Here is an 18,139-nt window from a genome sequence, read left to right as displayed (position 1 = left end):
GGGATGGGGAGCTCAGCCGAGGTGCACGCGGACGGGGCCGTCGGCCGTGACGACGACCCCGTCCCCGGTGCGGACGGCGCGGGCGCCGGGGCCCTCCGCGGTGACCGGGGCGTCGGTGCGCAGCACGATCCGCGCCCGCGGTCCGGCGGGCGCGTCGAAGCCGAGGACTCCCGTCCCGACGTGGTCGATCTCGGCGTTCGCCGCGAACACCTCGACCCCGCCGATCCGCAGGCCGCGGGCGAGCAGGTAGCCGGTGTGCGGGGCGGGCTCGAGGTCGATCTCCTCGCCGTCGAGCACGATCCGCACGCGCGGCCGGTAGCCGGTGACGTTGAGCAGGTGCAGCATGCGCCCGCCTTCCTCGTCGCGGGTGCTGAGCGCGAACACGCCGGGCACGTCGCTGGTCAGGGCCAGGCCCCGGCCGGATCCGAGCGACTCGAGCAGCTCCCCGAACAGGCGCGGGTGCGAGGGCAGGCCCGCCGCGAGCAGCACCGCGCGGCCCGTCCCGACGGTGACGTCGGCCCCGCAGACCTCCCCGTCGACGGTGCGCAGCAGCGCGGTGCCCGCGGGCACCCGCAGCTCCTGGAACCAGGACACGCGGGTCTCGCCGAGCGCCGCCGCCGCGGCCTCCCCGCGCACGGAGGGGTAGTGGTGCGGCGAGTCGCGGCGCAGCTCCCCGGCCTGCACGCCGAGGGCGCGGGCGAGGATCCGGCAGGGGCGGCCCTCGAGGTCCCTCTCGGGCAGCGGGCCCAGCAGGAGCAGGCTCCCGCCCGCCTCCACGTGCTCGACGAGGTGGCTCTGCACGAGCGGGTCGAGGTGGCGGGAGGCGGCGAGCATGAGCACGCGCCGGCCCTCGCCGTCCGGCCGCGGCCGCGGGCGGCGCAGGTCCACAGCGTCGAAGCGGTGCCCGCGCAGCAGGGCGCTGCGGGCGAGGGCCTTGCGCTGCCCGGCGCCGCGGTGCGCGCGGAGGTCCTCGACGACCTCCTGCATGAGCGCGCTGCGGGGGTGGGCGTACTCGGTCGCGTAGGAGTCCACGACGAAGCCGAGGGCGAGGTCGTCGAGCTCCTCGACGGCGCTCGCGAGGTGCCGCTCGTGCAGCAGCAGGCGCGAGATCGACGCGGCGAGCGGCGCGTAGGCGGGCCCCTCGAGCCCCTCGGGGGTGATCGGGGCGGCGAAGCCGTGGCGCTCGCCGGTGAAGGCGAGGCGGTCGTTGCCGTCGCCCAGGGCCTCCTCGAGCGGCGGGTTCACGCCGCCCGCGAAGAGGTAGTGGTTCAGCAGGCGGTTGCCCTGGGCGACGAAGAGGCGGGACTTCAGATCCGCGGTGGAGGGCTCGGCGAGACGCTCGTACCCGTCCCCGTAGTCGCCGGTCCCGGCCTCGAACTCGAGGGAGGTGAGCGGCTGGTCCTCGTCGTGGACCGCCTGCTGGAGGGCGTTCATGACGTAGAGGTCCGTGGTGGTGTCCAGGGTCATGTCGCCCGTGTAGTGGTCCGAGCCGGAGACCATGCCGGGCAGGCCGGCGTAGGTCTCCTCGAGCTGGCTGATGCCGATCCCGAAGGGCTCGCCGGAGCCGTCGCCCGTGCCGTGGATGTTGATGAGGAAGGGCACGCCGGTGATCCCGCGGGCCTCGGCGGCCGCGCGCAGACGGCCGACGTAGCGGGCGAAGCGGCCGCGCATGAAGCGGGTGAGGTCCACACGCAGCGGCCCGGCCCAGGCCTCCTCGGGGCTGCGCACGGCGCGCGCCCAGGCGTCCGCCCCCTCCGTGATCGCGGGGTAGGTCCCAGCGGCGTCCTCGCGGTGCTCGAGGATCCAGGTGCGGAGGTCCGCGAGCAGGTGGTCGGTGAGGTCGGGGGAGTTGGAGACCCAGGCGAGCATGCCGATCTCGTTGTCGAGCTGGACGGCGATCACGGGGCCGCCGCGGGTGGCCAGCCGCGGGGCGAGCACGGGCAGGACGGCGTCGTACCAGCGCTCGGCCTCGATGAGGAATGCGGGGGCGAGGTAATCGACGGCCGCGGTGGGAGCGGGCGTGCCGTCCCAGCCCACGGGCACGATCTCGGGGTGCTCGCGGTAGAGGCGGTGGGGGAGGCCCTCGTTCTTGAGCTCGGCCATCTGGAAGGGGCCGGGACGGGCGATGAACCACAGCCCGGCCTCCGCGCAGAGGTCGACGAAGGCGCCGAGGTCCCGCTCGGGGCGGGTGTCCCCGGTGACGTCGAGGTCGCCGCCGGGCAGCTCGTGCCAGATCCAGGGGAGGTAGCTCGCGACGGCGTTCGCGCCGGCCGCGCGGAGCTGCTCGATGCGCGCGGCCCACTGGTCGCGGGGCAGGCGGAAGTAGTGGATCTCCCCGGCGAGGACCAGGCGGGGCCGGCCGTCCACGAGGATCCGGCGGCGGTCGATGGTGATCATGAGGGTGTCCCGTCCGTGGCTGGGTGGCGTGGGACCAGGGACCCCGCCGTCAGGTGGGCGACGTGGACGCGGGAGGCGTCCTCGTCTACCGTGAGACTATGTAAGCGCTTCCATTCCGGGAGCGCAAGCACGAGGCCACCAGGCGGGACCCCATGACCCCCGCCCCGGACCCCACCCGCAGCACACGCCCCAGGAAGGTGAGGAGCATGCATCGGACCCCCGATCGCGCCGCCACCATCTACGCCGTCGCCCAGCGCGCCGGCGTCTCCACCGCGACGGTCTCCCGCGCCCTCGGCGGCAGCGACAAGGTCGCCCCCCGCACCCGCGAGGCCGTCCTCGTCGCCGCCCGCGAGCTCAACTACGTGCCCGACGGCGCCGCCCGCGCCCTCGCCGGGCGGCGCACCAACGCCCTGGGCCTCGTGCTCCCGCACATCGACGGCCCCTACTACGCCGCCGTGCTCGTCGGCTTCGAGATGGCCGCGAGCGAGATGGGCCTCTCCGTCGTCCTCGACCTCGCCGGCCCGGACACCGACCCCGACCGCGCCGTGCGCCGGCTCGCCGGGAACGTGGACGGCGTCGCCTTCATGGCCCGCAGCGCCGTGGACGACGCCCTCATCACCGAGATCGCCGCCCGCCGTCCCGTCGTCGTCGCCGCCCGCGGCCGCATTCCCGGCCGCGACGCGCTCTACGCGGAGAACACCGTCACCGCCGCCCGCCTCACCGCGCACCTCATCGAGACCGGCCGCCGCCGCCTCGCCTTCGTCGGCCGCCCCGAGCCGGACTCCGACATCGGCGCCCGCCACGAGGGGTTCCGCAGCGCCCTCGCCGACGCCGGCCTCGAGCCCGTCGCCACCTTCGCCGTCGACCCCGTCGAGGAGGAGGGGGCCGAGGTGGCCCGCGAGCTGCACTCCGAGGGCCTCGACATCGACGCCCTCGTGTGCGGCAACGACGAGCTCGCCCTCGCCGTCCAGCACGAGCTGCAGGACCTCGGCGTCGACGTCCCCGCGAGGATCGCGGTCGTGGGCTGGGACGACGTCCACGCCGCCCGCTACGTGCGCCCCGACCTGACCACCGTCGCCCAGCCCGTGGAGGAGCTCGGGGCGCTCGCCGCGCGCCGCCTCGCCGAGCTCGTGGACGGCGCCGACCCCGACCCCGAGCCCGTCGTGCTCGACTCCCGCATCGTCCACCGGTCCAGCTGCGGCTGCGCCGCGCCCGGCGACGGCGAGGAGCTGACCCCCACCCCCGCTCCCCAGGAGACCCCGTGACCCCCTCCACCACCGCCGTGCGCACCCTCCCGGTGACCCTCGAGCGCACCGAGGCCGGCGACGCCGCCCGCCTCGACGCCGCCGGCCTCAGCCTGCTCCAGTACCCCGCGACCGCCGCCGGCTCCGGTCCCGCGGGCGTGCACCTGCGCCACCGGCGCCCCGGCGACGCCGCCTGGACCGCCGCCCCGCTCACCGGCCCCGCGAGCGGCGGCAGCATCACCGCGGGCGGCACCGTCACCACCACCCACGGCGTCCTCACCGCCCGCACCCGCCTCGCCGCCACGGCCGACGGCGCCGGCTGGGCGTGGACGGTCGCGCTGCGCAACGAGGGCGCCGAGGCGGTCGAGGCGGACCTCCTGCACACCCTCGACGTGGCGCTGACCGCGATGGACGCCGTGCGGAGGAACGAGCAGTACGTCGCCCAGTACCTCGACCTCACGCCCGTGGACCTGCCCGGCGGCACCCTCGCCCTCGCGGTGCGCCAGAACATGCCGGCCGGCGACGTCCCCTGGGCCGTGATCGGGGCCGACGCCCCCGTCGCCCAGTGGGGCACCGACGCCCTCCAGCTCGTGGACCGTGCGACCGGCTCCGGCCTCGACGCCGCGCTGGACCTGCCCTCCGAGCGGCTCCAGCACGAGCACACCCTCGCCGCCCTCCGCACCGCCGCCGTGACCCTCGCCCCGGGCGAGGAGCAGGTGACGAGCTTCTGGGGCGCCGTCGTCGCGGACCACCCCGAGGCGACGTCGGCGGCGGACGCCGAGCTCGTGCTCGCCGTGCGCGAGGGCCTCGAGCTCCCCGCCCTCCCCGACGCGGAGCCGGGCACGCCCCTCGCCGCGAGCCTGCTCGCCCTCGCCGCCGAGCTGCCCGTCCACCCCGGTGACCGCGCCCTGCTCGAGGATCTCGCGGGCGGCGAGCTGCGCCTCGTCGAGGAGGGCCGCTCCGGTCTGCTCTCCGGCTTCGGCCCCACCGGTCACGTGGTCAGCGCCGCGAAGGAGCGCGACGTGCTGCGCCCCCACGGCCACATCCAGCAGGCCACCGCGGGCGCCGTCGCCGATCTCGCGACCGTCGCCTCGACCGTCTGGATGCGGGGCGTCTTCTGCTCCCAGCTCACCGAGGGGCACGCCTCGAGCGGCGAGACCACGACCGTGCGCCGCTCCTACCTGGGCCTCGAGCGCCGCAGCGGCGTGCGCCTGCTGCACCGGGCCGAGGGCGGCGACTGGGAGCTGCTCGGCGTGCCCTCCGCCTGGTCGACCGCCGCCGCCGCGAGCACCTGGCGCTACGTCACCGAGCACGGCGGGATCGAGGTGCGCTCCGCCGTCGAGCTGCCCGGCGCCGCCCGGATCACGATCACCTCGACCGCGGGGGAGCTGCTGCTCGTCGTCGACGGCTCCGAGGAGCTCGCGCTGCAGGTCACGGCCGACGGCGCGCCCGTGGCGGTGGACGGCGACGCCGCCCTGTTCGCCGACGCCCGCGAGCACGGCAGCGGCCTGCGCACCGCCGCGCTCGGCACCGCCCGCACCGCTGAGGTGCTGCTCGGCTCTTCCCAGTCCGAGCCCGCCTACGCCCCGCGCCTGCCCGCTCTCACGGGCGCCGCCACGGCCGAGGCGGAGGCGGTCGGCGAGATGCTGCCCTGGCTCGCCCAGAACGCCGCCGTGCACTTCCGCTCCCCGCGCGGCCTCGAGCAGTACAGCGGCGGCGCCTGGGGCACCCGCGACGTGTGCCAGGGCCCGCTGGGCCTGCTGCTCGCGACCGATGAGCCCGCGGCCCTGCGCAGCACCCTGCTCTCCGTGCTCGGCGCCCAGCAGGAGGACGGCACCTGGCCGCAGTGGTTCGACTACCTGCCCGGGCATGCCGGCCCCGGCCTGCGCGACAGCCACGGCGACGTCGTCTACTGGCCGCTGCGCGCGCTCGGCGAGTACCTCGACGCGACCGGCGATGCGAGCATCCTCGGCGAGACCGCCCCCTGGGTGGGGGATGCCGCGATGGGGGCGCCCACGAGCGTGCTCGACCACCTCACCCGCGCCGTCGCCCACATCGAGGGCGCCCGCACCGAGGACCCCCGCCTGCCCGCCTACGGCCACGGCGACTGGAACGACTCCCTCCAGCCCGCGCGGCCCGAGCTCGCCCGCCACCTGTGCTCCACGTGGACCACGGAGCTCGAGATCACCGCCCTCACCGGCCTCGCCGACGCCCTCGCCGAGCACGCCGGCGAGGAGACCGCGGCGCTCGTCGAGCGCTGCCGCACGATCGCCGCGGGCGCCGCGGAGGCCTTCGCGGAGCTGCTGCTCGTCGACGGCGAGCTCGCCGGCTACGGCTGGCTCGAGGAGGGGCGCCTGCGCCACCTCGTGCACCCCACCGACACCACCACGGGGCTGCAGCACGGCTCCCTGCAGATGATCCACGCCCTCACCGACGAGCTGCTCACGCCCGAGCAGGCCCGCCACCACCTCGACCTCATCGACGAGCACCTCGCCGGCCCCACCGGCGTGTACCTCTTCGACCATCCCGTCGAGTACCACGGCGGCGTCATGGAGGTCTTCCAGCGGGCGGAGACCGCGACCTTCTGGGGCCGCGAGATCGGCCTCATGTACATGCACTCCCACCTGCGCTTCATCGAGGCGCTCACCCGCCTGGGCGAGGCGGAGCGCGCCTGGCAGGAGCTGCTGAAGGCCGTCCCGATCGGGGTCACCGAGCGGATCCGCGGGGCCCGGCCCCGGCAGGCGAACTGCTACTACTCGAGCTCCGACGCCGTCTTCCCGGACCGCTACGTCGCCGCGAGGAACGGGGCGGCGCTGTTCGAGGAGTCCACGGGCTTCGAGGGCGGCTGGCGCGTCTACTCCTCCGGCCCGGGGCTGCTGCTGCGCCTCGTCGTCGAGGACGTGCTCGGCGTGCGCGCCCGCGCCGGCCGGCTCGAGATCGACCCGGTGCTGCCGGCCGCGCTCGACGACACCACCGCCGAGGTCCCCTTTGACGGCGGCATGATCACCGTGCAGGTCACCGTGGGGGCGACGGGCTGCGGCGTGCGCTCCCTCCGGATCGACGGGCAGGAGATCGACCTCGCGGGCGAGGGCGTGCGCGGCCTCGAGCGCCGTTACCGCGCCGCGGGCGTCGCGATCGACCGCGGGCGGGTGCGCGCGGGCTCCCGCCTCGAGGTCGTCACCGGCTGACGGCCACGCGGGACCGGCCCCGGTCGGTGATCGCGAACCAGGCGATCTGACCGGGGCCCGGCCGCCTCCCGATCCCGCCGAGGGTGTGCCACAGCGCCGCCACGTGCTCGATCGAGGCGGACCGTCCCTCAGCGGCGGGCGTGAAGCCCTGCTCGCCGATCGAGCCGGCCTCGAGGTCCCCGCGGGCCACGAGGCGGGCGAGCGCCGCCGCGCCGTGGCGGGCGATCTCCCGTGGGTCCCGCACGTCGCGCTCCACGAGCTCGGCGACGACGTCCCCCGGGGTCACCCAGTCGTCGAGCCCCGCCTCGAGCACCGCGAGCTCGACCTCGTCCGGGTCGCTCGCCGCCCACGCCGCCATGGCCGCGGGGGTCGCGAAGCGCGGGGCAGGATCCCCGGGACGCACGCCGATCCGGCCGTCCTCCGCGGCGGCGAGGGCGGAGCCGTCCGGAAGGGCGAGGCCCCAGGGCGCGGCGACCGCGAGCGGCATCGGCCGGCCGCCGTCCGCATCGGCGAGCAGGAGCGTCAGCGTCCCGTCGGCGGCGAGCACGCTCGAGGTGACGAAGGCGCCCAGCACGCGGGCGTCGTCCCTGGTGGGAGCGCCGCTCGGCCCCCGCAGGTCACCGTGCAGCACGGCCGCGCGGCTCGTCACCAGGACGGGTTGCGGCGCCGGGTCGGCGGCCTCCACCCACTGCCCGGTGAGCGCCGTCAGCAGCGGATGCTCGTCGTCGATCATGCCCCCATGGTGCCCTGTGCCGGGCTGGATTCCTGGGGCATGGACCTCGACCTCCTCACCCGTGCGCGGCTCTCGACGATGATGTTCCTGGAGTTCTTCGTCTGGGGCGCCTGGTTCGTCACCCTCGGCACCTACCTCGCGACCGATCTGCAGGCGAGCGGCAGCCAGATCTCCCTCGCCTTCCTCACCCAGTCCCTCGGCGCGATCCTCGCCCCGTTCATCGTGGGCCTCATCGCGGACCGCTTCTTCGCGGCCCAGCGGATCCTCGGCGTGCTGCACGTGGTCAGCGCCGTCATGCTGTTCCTCGCGGGGCGGCAGGAGGAGTTCGGGCCGTTCTTCGTGCTCGCGCTGCTCGCGATGGTGTCCTTCATGCCCACCCTCGCGCTCGCGAACTCGATCTCCTTCCGGCGCCTCGCAAGCCCCGAGAAGCAGTTCCCGTCGATCCGCGTGTTCGGCACGATCGGCTGGATCATCGCGGGCCTGCTCATCGGCTGGCTCGGCTGGGAGGCGGGCGGCGCGCTCGCGAACACCTTCGTCATGGCCGCGATCGGCTCGGCGCTGCTGGGGATCTATGCCTTCACCCTCCCGCACACGCCGCCGCAGCCGGCGCAGGGCCGCGCGACCGTGCGGGACGTGCTGGGCCTCGACGCCCTCGCCCTGCTGAGGAGCCGCTCCTTCCTCGTCTTCTTCCTCTCCTCGATCCTCATCTGCATCCCGCTGGCCTTCTACTACAACTTCACCAACCTCTACCTCAACGAGATCGGGGTGAGGTCCGCGGCGGCGGTGCAGTCCCTCGGGCAGGTCTCCGAGGCGCTGTTCCTGCTGATCATGCCGCTCATGCTGAAGAAGCTCGGCATCAAGTGGACGCTGCTGATCGGCTCGCTGATCTCCGGGCCCATCGTCGACGCCTTCCTCGCGGCCGACGGCACCCATGCCTGGCGGGCGATCTGGCTGATCCCGGCCGCGCTCGCCGTGGGCGTGGCGCTGTTCTTCGCGACCCTGTTCCGCGAGAAGGAGGGGACGGGGCCGACGGTCAGCCCTGCCGGCCCAGCCGGATCATCGCCCACCTGATCGGCGGGAGGGTCGCCCGCAGCGTGCCCTCCTCGATCCGTGCCCCCGCGAGCGGGCGGGGGAGGACGCGGTCGGGATCGTCGGCCGTGTTGACCGCGTACGGGTCCTCGTCGTGGAGGACCACCGCCTCCTGGACCGCGAAGTCCTCCCCGAACGCGCCGAGCGGCACGGCGACCTCGAGGTCCTGGCCGCGGCTACGGCTCACGGCGAGCACCACGAGGGAGCCGGTGCCCTCGTCCCAGGTCGCGACCGCGTCGAGCACGGGGCTCGTGCCGCCGCGGCGCGGGTTCGCCCGCTGCGGCGACTCGCTCACGGTCGTGAGCACCTGCCCGCTCACGTGGCGGGAGGTGAGGGCGAAGGGGTGGAAGATCGTCTGCCGCCAGGCGGGGCCGCCGGGCACGGTGCGGATCGGGCCCAGCACGTTGACCAGCTGCGCCTGGGAGGCAGAGGCCACGCGATCCGTGTGCCGCAGCAGGGAGATCAGCAGGTTGCCGACGACGACGGCGTCCTGCGCGGTGTAGGTCGACTCGGCGAAGGCGGGCGCCTCGGGCCAGTCCTCACCGCTCGGGTCCTCCCCGGCGTCGCCGCCGCGGCTCGCGTTCGTCACGTTCCACTCGTCGACGCTGATCATGATCCGCTTGGAGTGCTTGCCGAGGGTGCGGGCGTGGTCGCAGGCGGCGACGACGGCGTCGAGGTAGTCGTCGAGCTCCTCGCCGGCGGCGAGGTAGGAGGCCTGGTTCGCCGCATGGTCCTCGCGGAAGTAGATGTGCGCGGAGATCATGTCGATCGCCTCGTAGCCGGCGGCGAGCACCGCCTGCTCCCAGGCGCCGAAGGTCGGCATCGAGGGGAAGGAGGAGCCGCAGGCGACGAGCTCGAGGTCGGGGTCCATGCGGCGCATGGCTCGCGCGGTCTCCGCGGCGAGCCGGCCGTACTCCTCGGCGGTCTTGTGGCCGATCTGCCAGGGGCCGTCCATCTCGTTGCCGAGGCACCACATGCGGATCCCGTAGGGCTCCTCGTGGCCGTTCGCGGCGCGGGCATCCGCCCAGGCGGTGCCGGTGGGGGCGTTCGTGTACTCGAGCACGTCGAGCGCCTCCTGCGTGCCCCGCGTCCCGAGGTTCACCGCGTACATCGGCTCGACCTGCGCCTTGTCCGCCCAGGTCATGAACTCGTCGAGGCCGAAGGCGTTGGTCTCGGTGGAGTGCCAGGCGAGCTCGAGGCGCCGCGGCCGCTGCTCGACGGGGCCGACGCCGTCCTCCCAGCGGTAGCCGGAGACGAAGTTCCCGCCGGGGTAGCGGACGCTGCTCACGCCGAGCTCGCGGGTGAGGGCGAGGACGTCGGTGCGCAGGCCGTCGGCGTCCGCGAGGGGGTGGCCGGGCTCGTGGATGCCGGTGTAGACGCAGCGGGCCATGTGCTCGACGAAGCTGCCGAAGGTGCGCCGCCGCACCGGTCCCACGACGTGCGCGGGGTGGAGATGGATCGTGCCGTGCAGGGCCATCGGTGACCCCTCGGGCCGCGCGGCGTCGGAGGCGCGACCGGGTCGTGTGCATCGACCCTAGTGGGACCTGCGGACGCCGGGCCAGGGATGCCCGCTGCGCGATAGGTTCGACCCATGCCCCAGATCAGCGCCGACCCGGCACCTGACCAGCATTCGTCCCCGCTCCGCGTCGGCATCGTCGGCACCGGCGGCATCTCCCGCGCCCACGCCCCCGGCTGGGTCGAGGCGGGCGCCGAGCTGCACTGCCACAGCGTCGCCGGCGCGGAGGAGTTCGCCGCGCAGTTCGGCGCGCGGGTCCACGCGGACCTCGGCTCCCTGCTCGCGGCCGTCGACGTGGTCGACGTCTGCACCCCCACTCCGGAGCACGGCGCGATCGTGCACGCTGCGCTCGACGCGGGGCTCGACGTGGTCTGCGAGAAGCCGATCGCGCTCACCGCGGAGGAAGCCGACGATCTCGTCGCGCACGCCGAGCGGGCGGGCCGACGCCTGCTGCCCGCGCACGTCGTCCGCTACTTCCCGCAGTACGCGGCCGCGAAGCGGGCGATCGACGCAGGCGAGATCGGCGAGATCGCCGTGCTGCGCTTCGAGCGCACCGGATCCTTCCCGCGCCAGCCCTGGTTCGGGGACGAGTCGCTCTCGGGCGGCATTGTCATGGACCAGATGATCCACGACATCGACCAGGCGCTGTGGATGGCCGGCCCTGCCGTGAACGTCCACGCCCGCCAGCACACGGCCGCCGCGACGGACGAGGTGCGCACGGCCCACGTGGTCCTCACCCACGCCTCGGGTGCGATCAGCCACTGCCGCGGCCTGTGGGGCGCGCCCGGCACCGCGTTCCGCTACACCTTCGACCTCGCCGGCTCCGGCGGCCGCCTGCGCTACGACTCCGCGGGCGACTCCGGCATCACCTTCGACGCGGTCGCGGCGGCCCGCCAGGCCTCCGGCGACGGCTTCCTGCCGGAGGTCACGACCTTCCCCAGCCCCTACGCCGAGGAGATCCTCGACTTCGTGGCGGCCCTGACCGGCGGCGGCGCCGCGCGCGTGGACGGGGCGGACGGCGCCGAGGCCGTGCGCGTGGCCGGCGCGGCCCTGCAGTCCCTGCGCACCGGACGGAGCATCGCATGCTGACCCCCACCCCCCTCCGCGTGGCGCTCATGAGCTGCGCCCACACCCATGCCGCGGGCTACGCCGCGCTGCTCGAGAACCGGGACGACGTCGACCTCGTCGTCGCGGACCCGGACGGCTTCGGCGACGTGAGCGCCGGCAGTGTCGTCGGCTCCTACGAGGAGGCCTGGGACCGCTGGGCCGACGGCCCCGAGGCGATCGTTGTGACCAGCGCGAACGCCCACCACCGCGACCTCGTGCTCGAGGCCGCGCGGCGCGGTGTGCACGTGCTGTGCGAGAAGCCGCTCGCGACCACCGTCGCGGACGCCGAGGAGATGGTCGCGGCCTGCCGGGATGCGGGCGTCGTGCTCATGACGGCCTTCCCCGTGCACTTCTCCCCGGCCGTCGCGGCGCTCCGCACGGCGGCCGCCGACGGCACGCTCGGCGAGGTCATCGGGCTGACCGGCACGAACAACGGCAAGCTGCCCGCGGGCCGCGACTGGTTCGCGGACCCGGAGCTCGCGGGCGGCGGCGCCCTCGTGGACCACACGGTGCACCTCGCCCAGATCCTCGACTCGCTGCTCGGCGAGCCGGAGACGGTCCACGCCGTCACCAACCGGATCCTCTGGGAGGACCGGGCAGGGGACGCGGAGACCGGCGGCCTCGTCACCCTCACCTACCCGGGCGGGCTCGTCGCGACGATCGACTGCTCGTGGTCGCAGCCGGCGGACGCCCCCACCTGGGGCGGGCTCACCCTGCAGGCCGTGGGCACCGGCGGGCAGCTGCAGATCGACGCCTTCGCCCAGCACGTGGGCGGCCCCGGCCGCTGGCTGCCCTACGGGACGGACCTCGACGCGGCACTGCTCGAGGCGTTCCTCGGCGCCGTCCGCGCCGGTGAGGCGGTTGAGCCGACGGGCGAGGTGGGCCTGCGCACCACGCGCGTGGTCGCCGCCGCCCAGGAGTCGGTGCGCACGGGGCAGCCGGTCCCGCTCGCCGCGCTCTAGCCCGCCGCGCGCCGTCGGGCTGTCGCCAGCGCGATGAGCGCCGCGATGACGACCGCCCCGACGGCGAGCACGCCGCCGCCGACGAGCACGGTCCCGGTCACGCCGATCAGGGAGCCGAGCACCGCGAGGGTGATCCCGTTGCCGGTGCGCAGACCCGTGGTGAGCATGCTGTAGACGCCGATCACGCGGCCGCGCTGGTCGACCGGCGCGCGCAGCTGCACGACGGCCTGGCCGATCGTCATCGAGGCCATGTTCGCGACGCCGCCGATGACGAGCGCGAGCACGGTGACGAGAAAGCTCGGGGAGGTCGCCACCACGATCGTGGTCACGCCGAAGAGGAAGGTCGCGACGACGGCGGCGCGGGTGCTGGGCCGGATCACACCCGTCGCCTCGAGCAGCACGCCGCCCACCACGCCGCCCACGCCGTTCGCGAAGAGGAGCAGGCCGTAGGCGGCGCCCGCGTCCCCGGCGCCGAGGGCGTCGGCGAGGGAGGGCATGGCGACCTGGAGGGAGGAGCCGACGCCCACCGCGATGAGCCCGCCGAGCGCGATCATCGCGACGAGCACGCGGTCCCCGGCGACGGTGCGCAGCACGGCGAGGGAGCGCAGCGGGCCGAGCCGCTCGCGTCGGACCACGCCGTCGCGCGTGTGCCCGGTGTAGGGGGTGCGCAGCATGAGCAGGGTCATCGGCAGGTAGAACAGGACGTTCACGAGGATCCCGATCGCCGGGCCCAGGGCGAGCAGCAGCGCGGAGCCGACGATCGGCCCGGCGAGCACGCCGAGGCTCTTGAAGGTCGCGTTCAGCCGCACCGCACCGGGCAGCTCCCGCCCCTCGGCGAAGTCGTGGAGCATGAGCTGCTCCGCCGGTCCCCAGAGGGCGCCCGCGCAGCCGTGCAGCACGAGCAGGATGCACGCCTCCCACATCGTCAGCGTGCCGGTGAGGAAGAGGACGCCCCAGGCCACGGAGACGAAGGCGAAAAGCCCCTGGGCGATCTGGATGATCCGGCGGCAGTCGTGGCGCTCGGCGAGCTCGCCGAACCACACCGAGCACAGCAGGAACGGCAGCCAGTGGCTGATCACCTGGAAGCCGACGAGCGCGGGGGAGTGGAAGGCCTGCCAGAGGAACCAGTAGGTGATGACGTGCTCGATGTTGTCCGCCATCATCGAGAGGCCGGCGGTGAGCAGGTAGGGCCGCGAATGGGGGTCACGGAGGGCGCCGAAGCGGCGGGGCGCGATGGTGGTCGTGGGAGGCTCCTCGGCTCGGCGCGGGCCCCGTTATCCTATGGGAAGCCCGATCGGCAGTCCGGACACCGGGAGCCGCCGCCCCGCCCGAAGGAGCCGCCCCTTGGCCATCCGACGACAGGTCCTGCGCGACGAGGTCGAGGAGCTCATCCTCCAGCGCCTCCTCGAGAACCGCTGGGCCCCCGGCTCCCGCCTCAGCATCGACGGCCTCGCCCGCGACCTCGAGGTCTCACCCACCCCGGTGCGCGAGGCGATGGTGGCCCTCGAGCGCTCCGGCCTCGTCGAGTACGTGGCGCTGCGCGGCTACGTGGTCGCCCCGCCGCTAGACGCCGAGCACATGACCGAGCTGCTCGACGCCCGCAAGGTCGTCGAGTCCGCGGCCCTGGGTCGCGCCTTCACCCAGTGGGACGCGCTCGTCGCCGATCTCGAGGCCGCGCACGCCCGCCACGCCGAGGTGCTCGCGCAGATCGACGCCGCGGGCGCCGAGGACTACGAGCTGCTCAACGAGCACTTCCGGGCGGACTGGGCCTTCCACCAGGTGTTCTTCGCCCATGCGGACAACCGCTACCTGCGCACCATGGTCGAGAACCTCAGCACCTACAGCCACCGCATGCGGCAGACCTGGTCCGGCGGGCCCGAGACCTTCGACGGCCGCGTGGCCCACGAGGAGCACGGGATGGTGCTGGAGAAGGTGCGCCAGCACCATCACGACGGGGCGCTGCAGGCCCTCGCCGCGCACCTCGACGGGGTGCTCGCCCGCTCGCTCAGCGCAGCGGAGGGCTGACCCGCACCGGCTCGCCCTGGGCGAGGCGCACGCGCAGGAACTCGGCGTGGACGTCGAGCTCCCGGGTGACGCCCGAGACGAGCCGCCCCTCGACCTCGTCGAGCCGCATGGCGAGGGCGTCGAGCTGGGCGTCGATGCTGCGGAGGTTCGCGAGTGCCGTCTGCCGCAGGCCGTCGCCGGGGGCGGTGAGGAAGCCCGCGTTGTCCTCCGCGGCGCGCACGAGGTCCGGGACGTAGCGCTCGGCCATGCCCTCGAGCAGGAGCACGTCGTCGTCCCAGGGGCGGCGGGTCCGGAGCGCGGGACTCGCGACGAGCGCGTCGATCCGCAGCAGCAGCGTCTCCGCGCGCCGCAGGACGGGCCGCACGGTGCGATCGCGCACGTGCCGGCGCACCCGCTGCAGGTCGCGGCGCCGACGGCGGGTGGTGCGGACGATCCCCTCGAGGGCGGGGAGGGTGCCCTCGGGCATGGCGACGCCCGAGTCCTGCAGTCGCACGGGGGCGGCGCGGCGGTTGCGGAGGGCGAGGCCCAGGGTGCCGCCCACGAGCACGCCGATGCCGAGGCCGGCGAGCAGCGGGGCGAGCAGGGTGCCGCCGCCGATCAGGCTCGCGACGCCGAGGGTGAGGAAGCTGCCGATGCCGAGCACCAGCCCGGAGGTGACGGGCACACCGATCGTGAGCCATCGGCCGCGTCGCCGCGGCCGGACCCGGAGCGTGCCGATCCGCTGTGCCATGGTTCCCCCTGACGTCGCCGTGCGGACCAGGATACGACCGCTCCCCGAGAGGGCTCTCAGGACCGCCCGGCGATCGCGAGCAGCTCGAGGTAGCCCTCGAGCTCCCAGGCGGTGCGGCCCACGAAGAGGCCGGTCACGTGCTCGATGCCGAGCAGCTCCGCGGCATTGTCGAGGTTGACGGAGCCGCCGTAGAGCAGCCCGGCGACGCGGCCGGTGTACTGCGCGCCGAGGGCGGCGAAGGGCTCGCGGAGCTCCTCGGTCGTGGCCGGTCGGCCCTTCTCGCCGATCGCCCAGATCGGCTCGTAGGCGATGACCACGCGCGCGAGCTCCTCCTCGGAGAGGCCCTCGAGGGCGCCCGCGGCCTGCTCGAGGATGAACGCGCTCGAGCCGCCGGCCTCCTTCACCCCCGCGCTCTCCCCGATGCACAGCAGCGGGGTGAGGCCGTGGCGCAGGGCCGCGGCGACCTTGAGCCGTGTGGTCTCCACGGTCTCCCCGAAGTGCTCGCGGCGCTCGGAGTGGCCGATCTCGACGATCTGCGCGCCGGCGTCCTTCGCCTGCGGGACGGAGACCTCGCCGGTCCAGGCGCCGGTGTCCTCCCAGTGCGCGTTCTGCACGCCGAGCAGCACGGGGGAGTCCTCGCCGAGGATCTCCCGCACCGTGGTGGTGGCGGTGAAGGAGGGGATGACGAAGGGCTGCACGCCGTCCGGGACGGTGTCGAGGTGCTCGCGCAGCCCCTCCGCCCAGGCCCGCGCCTCGGTGAGGGTCTTCGTCATCTTCCAGCTGGTGCCCACCCACAGCGTGCTCATGGGGATCAGGCCTGCTCGAGGGAGCCGTCGTAGGCGCAGATCGCGTCGACCTTCTCGGCGGAGGAGGAGGTGGGGTCGAACTCGAGGTCGAGCCACACCTTCACGAGCTCCTTGGCGAGCTCGAGGCCGATGACGCGCTCGCCCATGCAGAGGATCTGCGCGTTGTTCGAGAGGACGGAGCGCTGCACGGAGTACAGGTCGTGGGCGGTGACGGCGCGGATGCCGCTCACCTTGTTCGCGGCGATCGCGACACCCAGGCCGGTCCCGCAGATGAGCAGGGCGCGGTCCGCCTCGCCGGCGGCGACCTTCTCCGCCGCGGCGACGGCGACGTTCGGGTACAGCTCGCCGTCCTCGCGCCCGCCGACGCCGACGTCGGTCACGGACTCGACGCGCGGGTCGTTCTCGAGCAGCTCCTTCAGGGCGGACTTGTGGCCGTAGCCGGCGTTGTCGGATCCGGTGACGATGCGCAGGGCCATGGTGATCTCCTCAGGGGTGGTGGTGCTGGTCAGGACGTCAGGACAGGTGCTCGCCGAGCTCGGTCATGAGGATCGAGAACGAGATCGCGCCCGGGTCGGGGGTGCCGAGCGAGCGCTCGCCCAGCACGCGGGAGCGGCCGAGGCGGGCGGTGATCTCCGCGGTCGCGGCGGCCGCCTCGCGGGCGGCGCCCGCGGCCTCGAGGATCGCGACGGCCGGGTTCTCCCCGGTGAACGCCTTCTCCAGGGTGGCACGGAAGGGGACGGCGGCGTCGACCATGGTCTTGTCGCCCACCTGGGCGCCGCCGAGGCGCAGCACCGCGTCGATGCCGGAGTCGAGCGCGTCGACGACGGTGCGCGGGGTGGCGCCGTCGTCGTCGGAGTAGACGCCCGCCGCGGCGGTGAGCGCCGCGCCCCAGAGCGCGCCGGAGGTGCCGCCGGCGGACTCGGACCACGCCTCACCGGCCCGGACGAGCAGGGTGCGCGCGCCGGCGCCCTCGTCGAGCGCGGCGCGGGCGGCCTTCGCGGCGCCCGTGGAGCCGTAGGCCATGCCCTGGCCGTGGTCGCCGTCACCGGCGATCTGGTCGATGCGGCCCAGCTCGGCCTCCTCGCGGGCGCAGACGGCCTGGAACAGGTCCAGGACGTCCGCGACCTTCGCGGCGGTCGCGCGGGAGTCGTCGCTCGCGGCGGGGACCGGGTCCGCGCCGGGGGTCCAGTAGCTCTCGCGCTGCTCGCGCTCGACGGGTGCGACGGCGCCGCGGCGGTAGGCGGGGGTGTCGACGGGCGCGAGCCAGTGCTGCTCGAGCTCCTCGTCGAGGAAGACGAGGGTGAGGGAGAGACCGGCCATGTCGAGGCTCGTGATGAACTCGCCGACCTCGGGGCGCACCGGGGTGATGCCGGCGGTCTCGAGCAGCTCGGCGACCTTCGCGTAGACCACGAAGAGCTCCTCGTACTTCACGGTGCCGAGGCCGTTGAGGATCACGGCGGCGCGACCGGAGGATCCCTCGGGCCGCTCGGCGAGCAGGCCCTCGACGAGCAGGGTCGCGATCTCGTCGGCGGAGCCGACGGGCTCGTCGCGCACACCGGGCTCGCCGTGGATGCCGAGGCCCACGCCCATCTGGCCGGCCGGCACGTGGAAGAGGGCGTCGTCCGCGCCGGGGAGGGTGCAGCCGTCGAAGGCGACGCCGAAGGAGCGGGTGGCGTCGTTGGCCTTCCAGGCGATCCGCTCGGCCTCGTCGAGGTCCGCGCCGGCCTCGATCGCGGCGCCCGCGATCTTGAAGACGGGCAGGTCGCCGGCGATGCCGCGGCGGTCGCGGTGCTGGTCAGGGGTGTTGGAGACGATGTCGTCGCTGACCTTGACGATGCGCACGTCCACGCCCTCGGCCCGGAGCTTCTCGGCGGCGAGGCCGAAGTGCAGCACGTCCCCGGCGTAGTTGCCGAAGCCGAGGATCACGCCGCCGCCGTTCTCGGCGTTGCGGGCGACGGAGTACACCTGCGAGGCCGACGGCGAGGCGAAGACGTTGCCGCACGGGGCGCCGTGCCCCATGCCGGGGCCCACCCAGCCGGCGAAGGCGGGGTAGTGGCCGGAGCCGCCGCCGATCACGAGGGCGGGCTGGCCCTTCGGGGTCAGCGTGGGGCGCACGACGCCGCCGTGGACCTCGGCGACGTGCTCGGGGTGGGACAGGGTGAGACCCCGGACCGCCTGGGCGGCGAACTGGGCGGGGTCGTTGTAGAGCTTCGTCATCGGGAACTCCTGGGCGGGCGCCGGCGGCGGTGCGGCGCGGTGGACGGGGCGGGGTCGTCGTCGACCGCTCGGGGCGTGGGGACGACCCGTCGACGGAAACGATCCTATAGGAACATGCGGCGCGC

General features: G+C 74.7%; 14 protein-coding genes. 6 read left to right on the top strand and 8 right to left on the bottom strand.

The window, feature by feature from the left end; all coding sequences use genetic code 11:
• Window positions 1-12: 12 nt before the first annotated feature.
• Window positions 13-2,397 carry a beta-galactosidase gene (locus tag ABD080_RS04475; RefSeq protein WP_343903787.1) on the bottom strand — a complete coding sequence of 795 codons (2,385 nt, stop codon included), beginning with the start codon at window positions 2,395-2,397 and terminating at the stop codon, window positions 13-15.
• Window positions 2,398-2,603: 206 nt separating this feature from the next.
• Here ABD080_RS04475 and ABD080_RS04470 point away from each other — a divergent pair, with 206 nt between their 5' ends.
• Together ABD080_RS04470 and ABD080_RS04465 are read left to right on the top strand one after the other, a co-directional pair.
• On the top strand, window positions 2,604-3,662 hold the full coding sequence (locus ABD080_RS04470; protein WP_343903786.1) for a LacI family DNA-binding transcriptional regulator: 1,059 nt from the start codon (window positions 2,604-2,606) through the stop codon (window positions 3,660-3,662).
• Window positions 3,659-6,829, top strand: coding sequence for a GH36-type glycosyl hydrolase domain-containing protein (locus ABD080_RS04465; RefSeq protein WP_343903785.1), 3,171 nt, complete (start codon window positions 3,659-3,661; stop codon window positions 6,827-6,829). The genes ABD080_RS04470 and ABD080_RS04465 overlap by 4 nt, the downstream gene beginning before the upstream one ends.
• On the opposite strand, the gene ABD080_RS04460 is transcribed toward ABD080_RS04465, so the two are convergent.
• Window positions 6,819-7,562, bottom strand: coding sequence for a hypothetical protein (locus ABD080_RS04460; RefSeq protein ID WP_343903784.1), 744 nt, complete (start codon window positions 7,560-7,562; stop codon window positions 6,819-6,821). The genes ABD080_RS04465 and ABD080_RS04460 overlap by 11 nt on opposite strands.
• 6 nt (window positions 7,563-7,568) lie before the next feature.
• Between ABD080_RS04460 and ABD080_RS04455 the strand changes: the two genes are divergently transcribed.
• Window positions 7,569-8,633 (top strand): MFS transporter, encoded by a 1,065-nt coding sequence (locus ABD080_RS04455; RefSeq protein ID WP_343903783.1) that lies wholly within the window; start codon window positions 7,569-7,571, stop codon window positions 8,631-8,633.
• Here ABD080_RS04455 and arfA read toward each other — a convergent pair.
• Window positions 8,596-10,128: an arabinosylfuranosidase ArfA gene (arfA, locus tag ABD080_RS04450; RefSeq protein ID WP_343903782.1), complete on the bottom strand. Its 1,533-nt coding sequence runs from the start codon at window positions 10,126-10,128 to the stop codon at window positions 8,596-8,598. The genes ABD080_RS04455 and arfA overlap by 38 nt on opposite strands.
• Window positions 10,129-10,242: 114 nt before the next feature.
• Here arfA and ABD080_RS04445 point away from each other — a divergent pair, with 114 nt between their 5' ends.
• Window positions 10,243-11,256 (top strand): Gfo/Idh/MocA family protein, encoded by a 1,014-nt coding sequence (locus tag ABD080_RS04445; RefSeq protein WP_343903781.1) that lies wholly within the window; start codon window positions 10,243-10,245, stop codon window positions 11,254-11,256.
• Window positions 11,250-12,236: a Gfo/Idh/MocA family protein gene (locus ABD080_RS04440; RefSeq protein WP_343903780.1), complete on the top strand. Its 987-nt coding sequence runs from the start codon at window positions 11,250-11,252 to the stop codon at window positions 12,234-12,236. The genes ABD080_RS04445 and ABD080_RS04440 overlap by 7 nt, the downstream gene beginning before the upstream one ends.
• Here the strand turns inward: ABD080_RS04440 and ABD080_RS04435 are convergent.
• Complete coding sequence (locus tag ABD080_RS04435) at window positions 12,233-13,420, bottom strand: MFS transporter (RefSeq protein ID WP_343904636.1); 1,188 nt, start codon at window positions 13,418-13,420, stop codon at window positions 12,233-12,235. The two genes, ABD080_RS04440 and ABD080_RS04435, sit on opposite strands and share 4 nt — an antisense overlap.
• Before the next feature lie 160 nt (window positions 13,421-13,580).
• Between ABD080_RS04435 and ABD080_RS04430 the strand changes: the two genes are divergently transcribed.
• Window positions 13,581-14,261, top strand: coding sequence for a GntR family transcriptional regulator (locus ABD080_RS04430; RefSeq protein ID WP_343903779.1), 681 nt, complete (start codon window positions 13,581-13,583; stop codon window positions 14,259-14,261).
• Here ABD080_RS04430 and ABD080_RS04425 read toward each other — a convergent pair.
• The 4 genes from ABD080_RS04425 to ABD080_RS04410 are packed head-to-tail and all read right to left on the bottom strand — an operon-like array spanning window position 14,242 to window position 18,014.
• Window positions 14,242-14,991, bottom strand: a complete 750-nt coding sequence (locus ABD080_RS04425; protein WP_343903778.1) for a hypothetical protein — start codon at window positions 14,989-14,991, stop codon at window positions 14,242-14,244. The genes ABD080_RS04430 and ABD080_RS04425 overlap by 20 nt on opposite strands.
• A 56-nt stretch (window positions 14,992-15,047) precedes the next feature.
• Window positions 15,048-15,797 carry a triose-phosphate isomerase gene (locus tag ABD080_RS04420; RefSeq protein ID WP_343903777.1) on the bottom strand — a complete coding sequence of 250 codons (750 nt, stop codon included), beginning with the start codon at window positions 15,795-15,797 and terminating at the stop codon, window positions 15,048-15,050.
• A 5-nt stretch (window positions 15,798-15,802) separates the two neighbouring features.
• The gene (locus ABD080_RS04415) at window positions 15,803-16,273 is read right to left on the bottom strand and encodes a ribose-5-phosphate isomerase (RefSeq protein WP_137769338.1); all 471 of its coding nucleotides are present in this window, start codon (window positions 16,271-16,273) and stop codon (window positions 15,803-15,805) included.
• A gap of 37 nt (window positions 16,274-16,310) precedes the next feature.
• Window positions 16,311-18,014 carry a dihydroxyacetone kinase family protein gene (locus tag ABD080_RS04410; protein ID WP_343903776.1) on the bottom strand — a complete coding sequence of 568 codons (1,704 nt, stop codon included), beginning with the start codon at window positions 18,012-18,014 and terminating at the stop codon, window positions 16,311-16,313.
• Window positions 18,015-18,139 lie beyond the last annotated feature (125 nt).

It is taken from the genome of Brachybacterium rhamnosum, assembly GCF_039526185.1.
In the GTDB taxonomy this organism is placed as follows: Bacteria; Actinomycetota; Actinomycetes; order Actinomycetales; family Dermabacteraceae; genus Brachybacterium; species Brachybacterium rhamnosum.
This window is presented reverse-complemented; position numbering and strand designations above follow the sequence as displayed.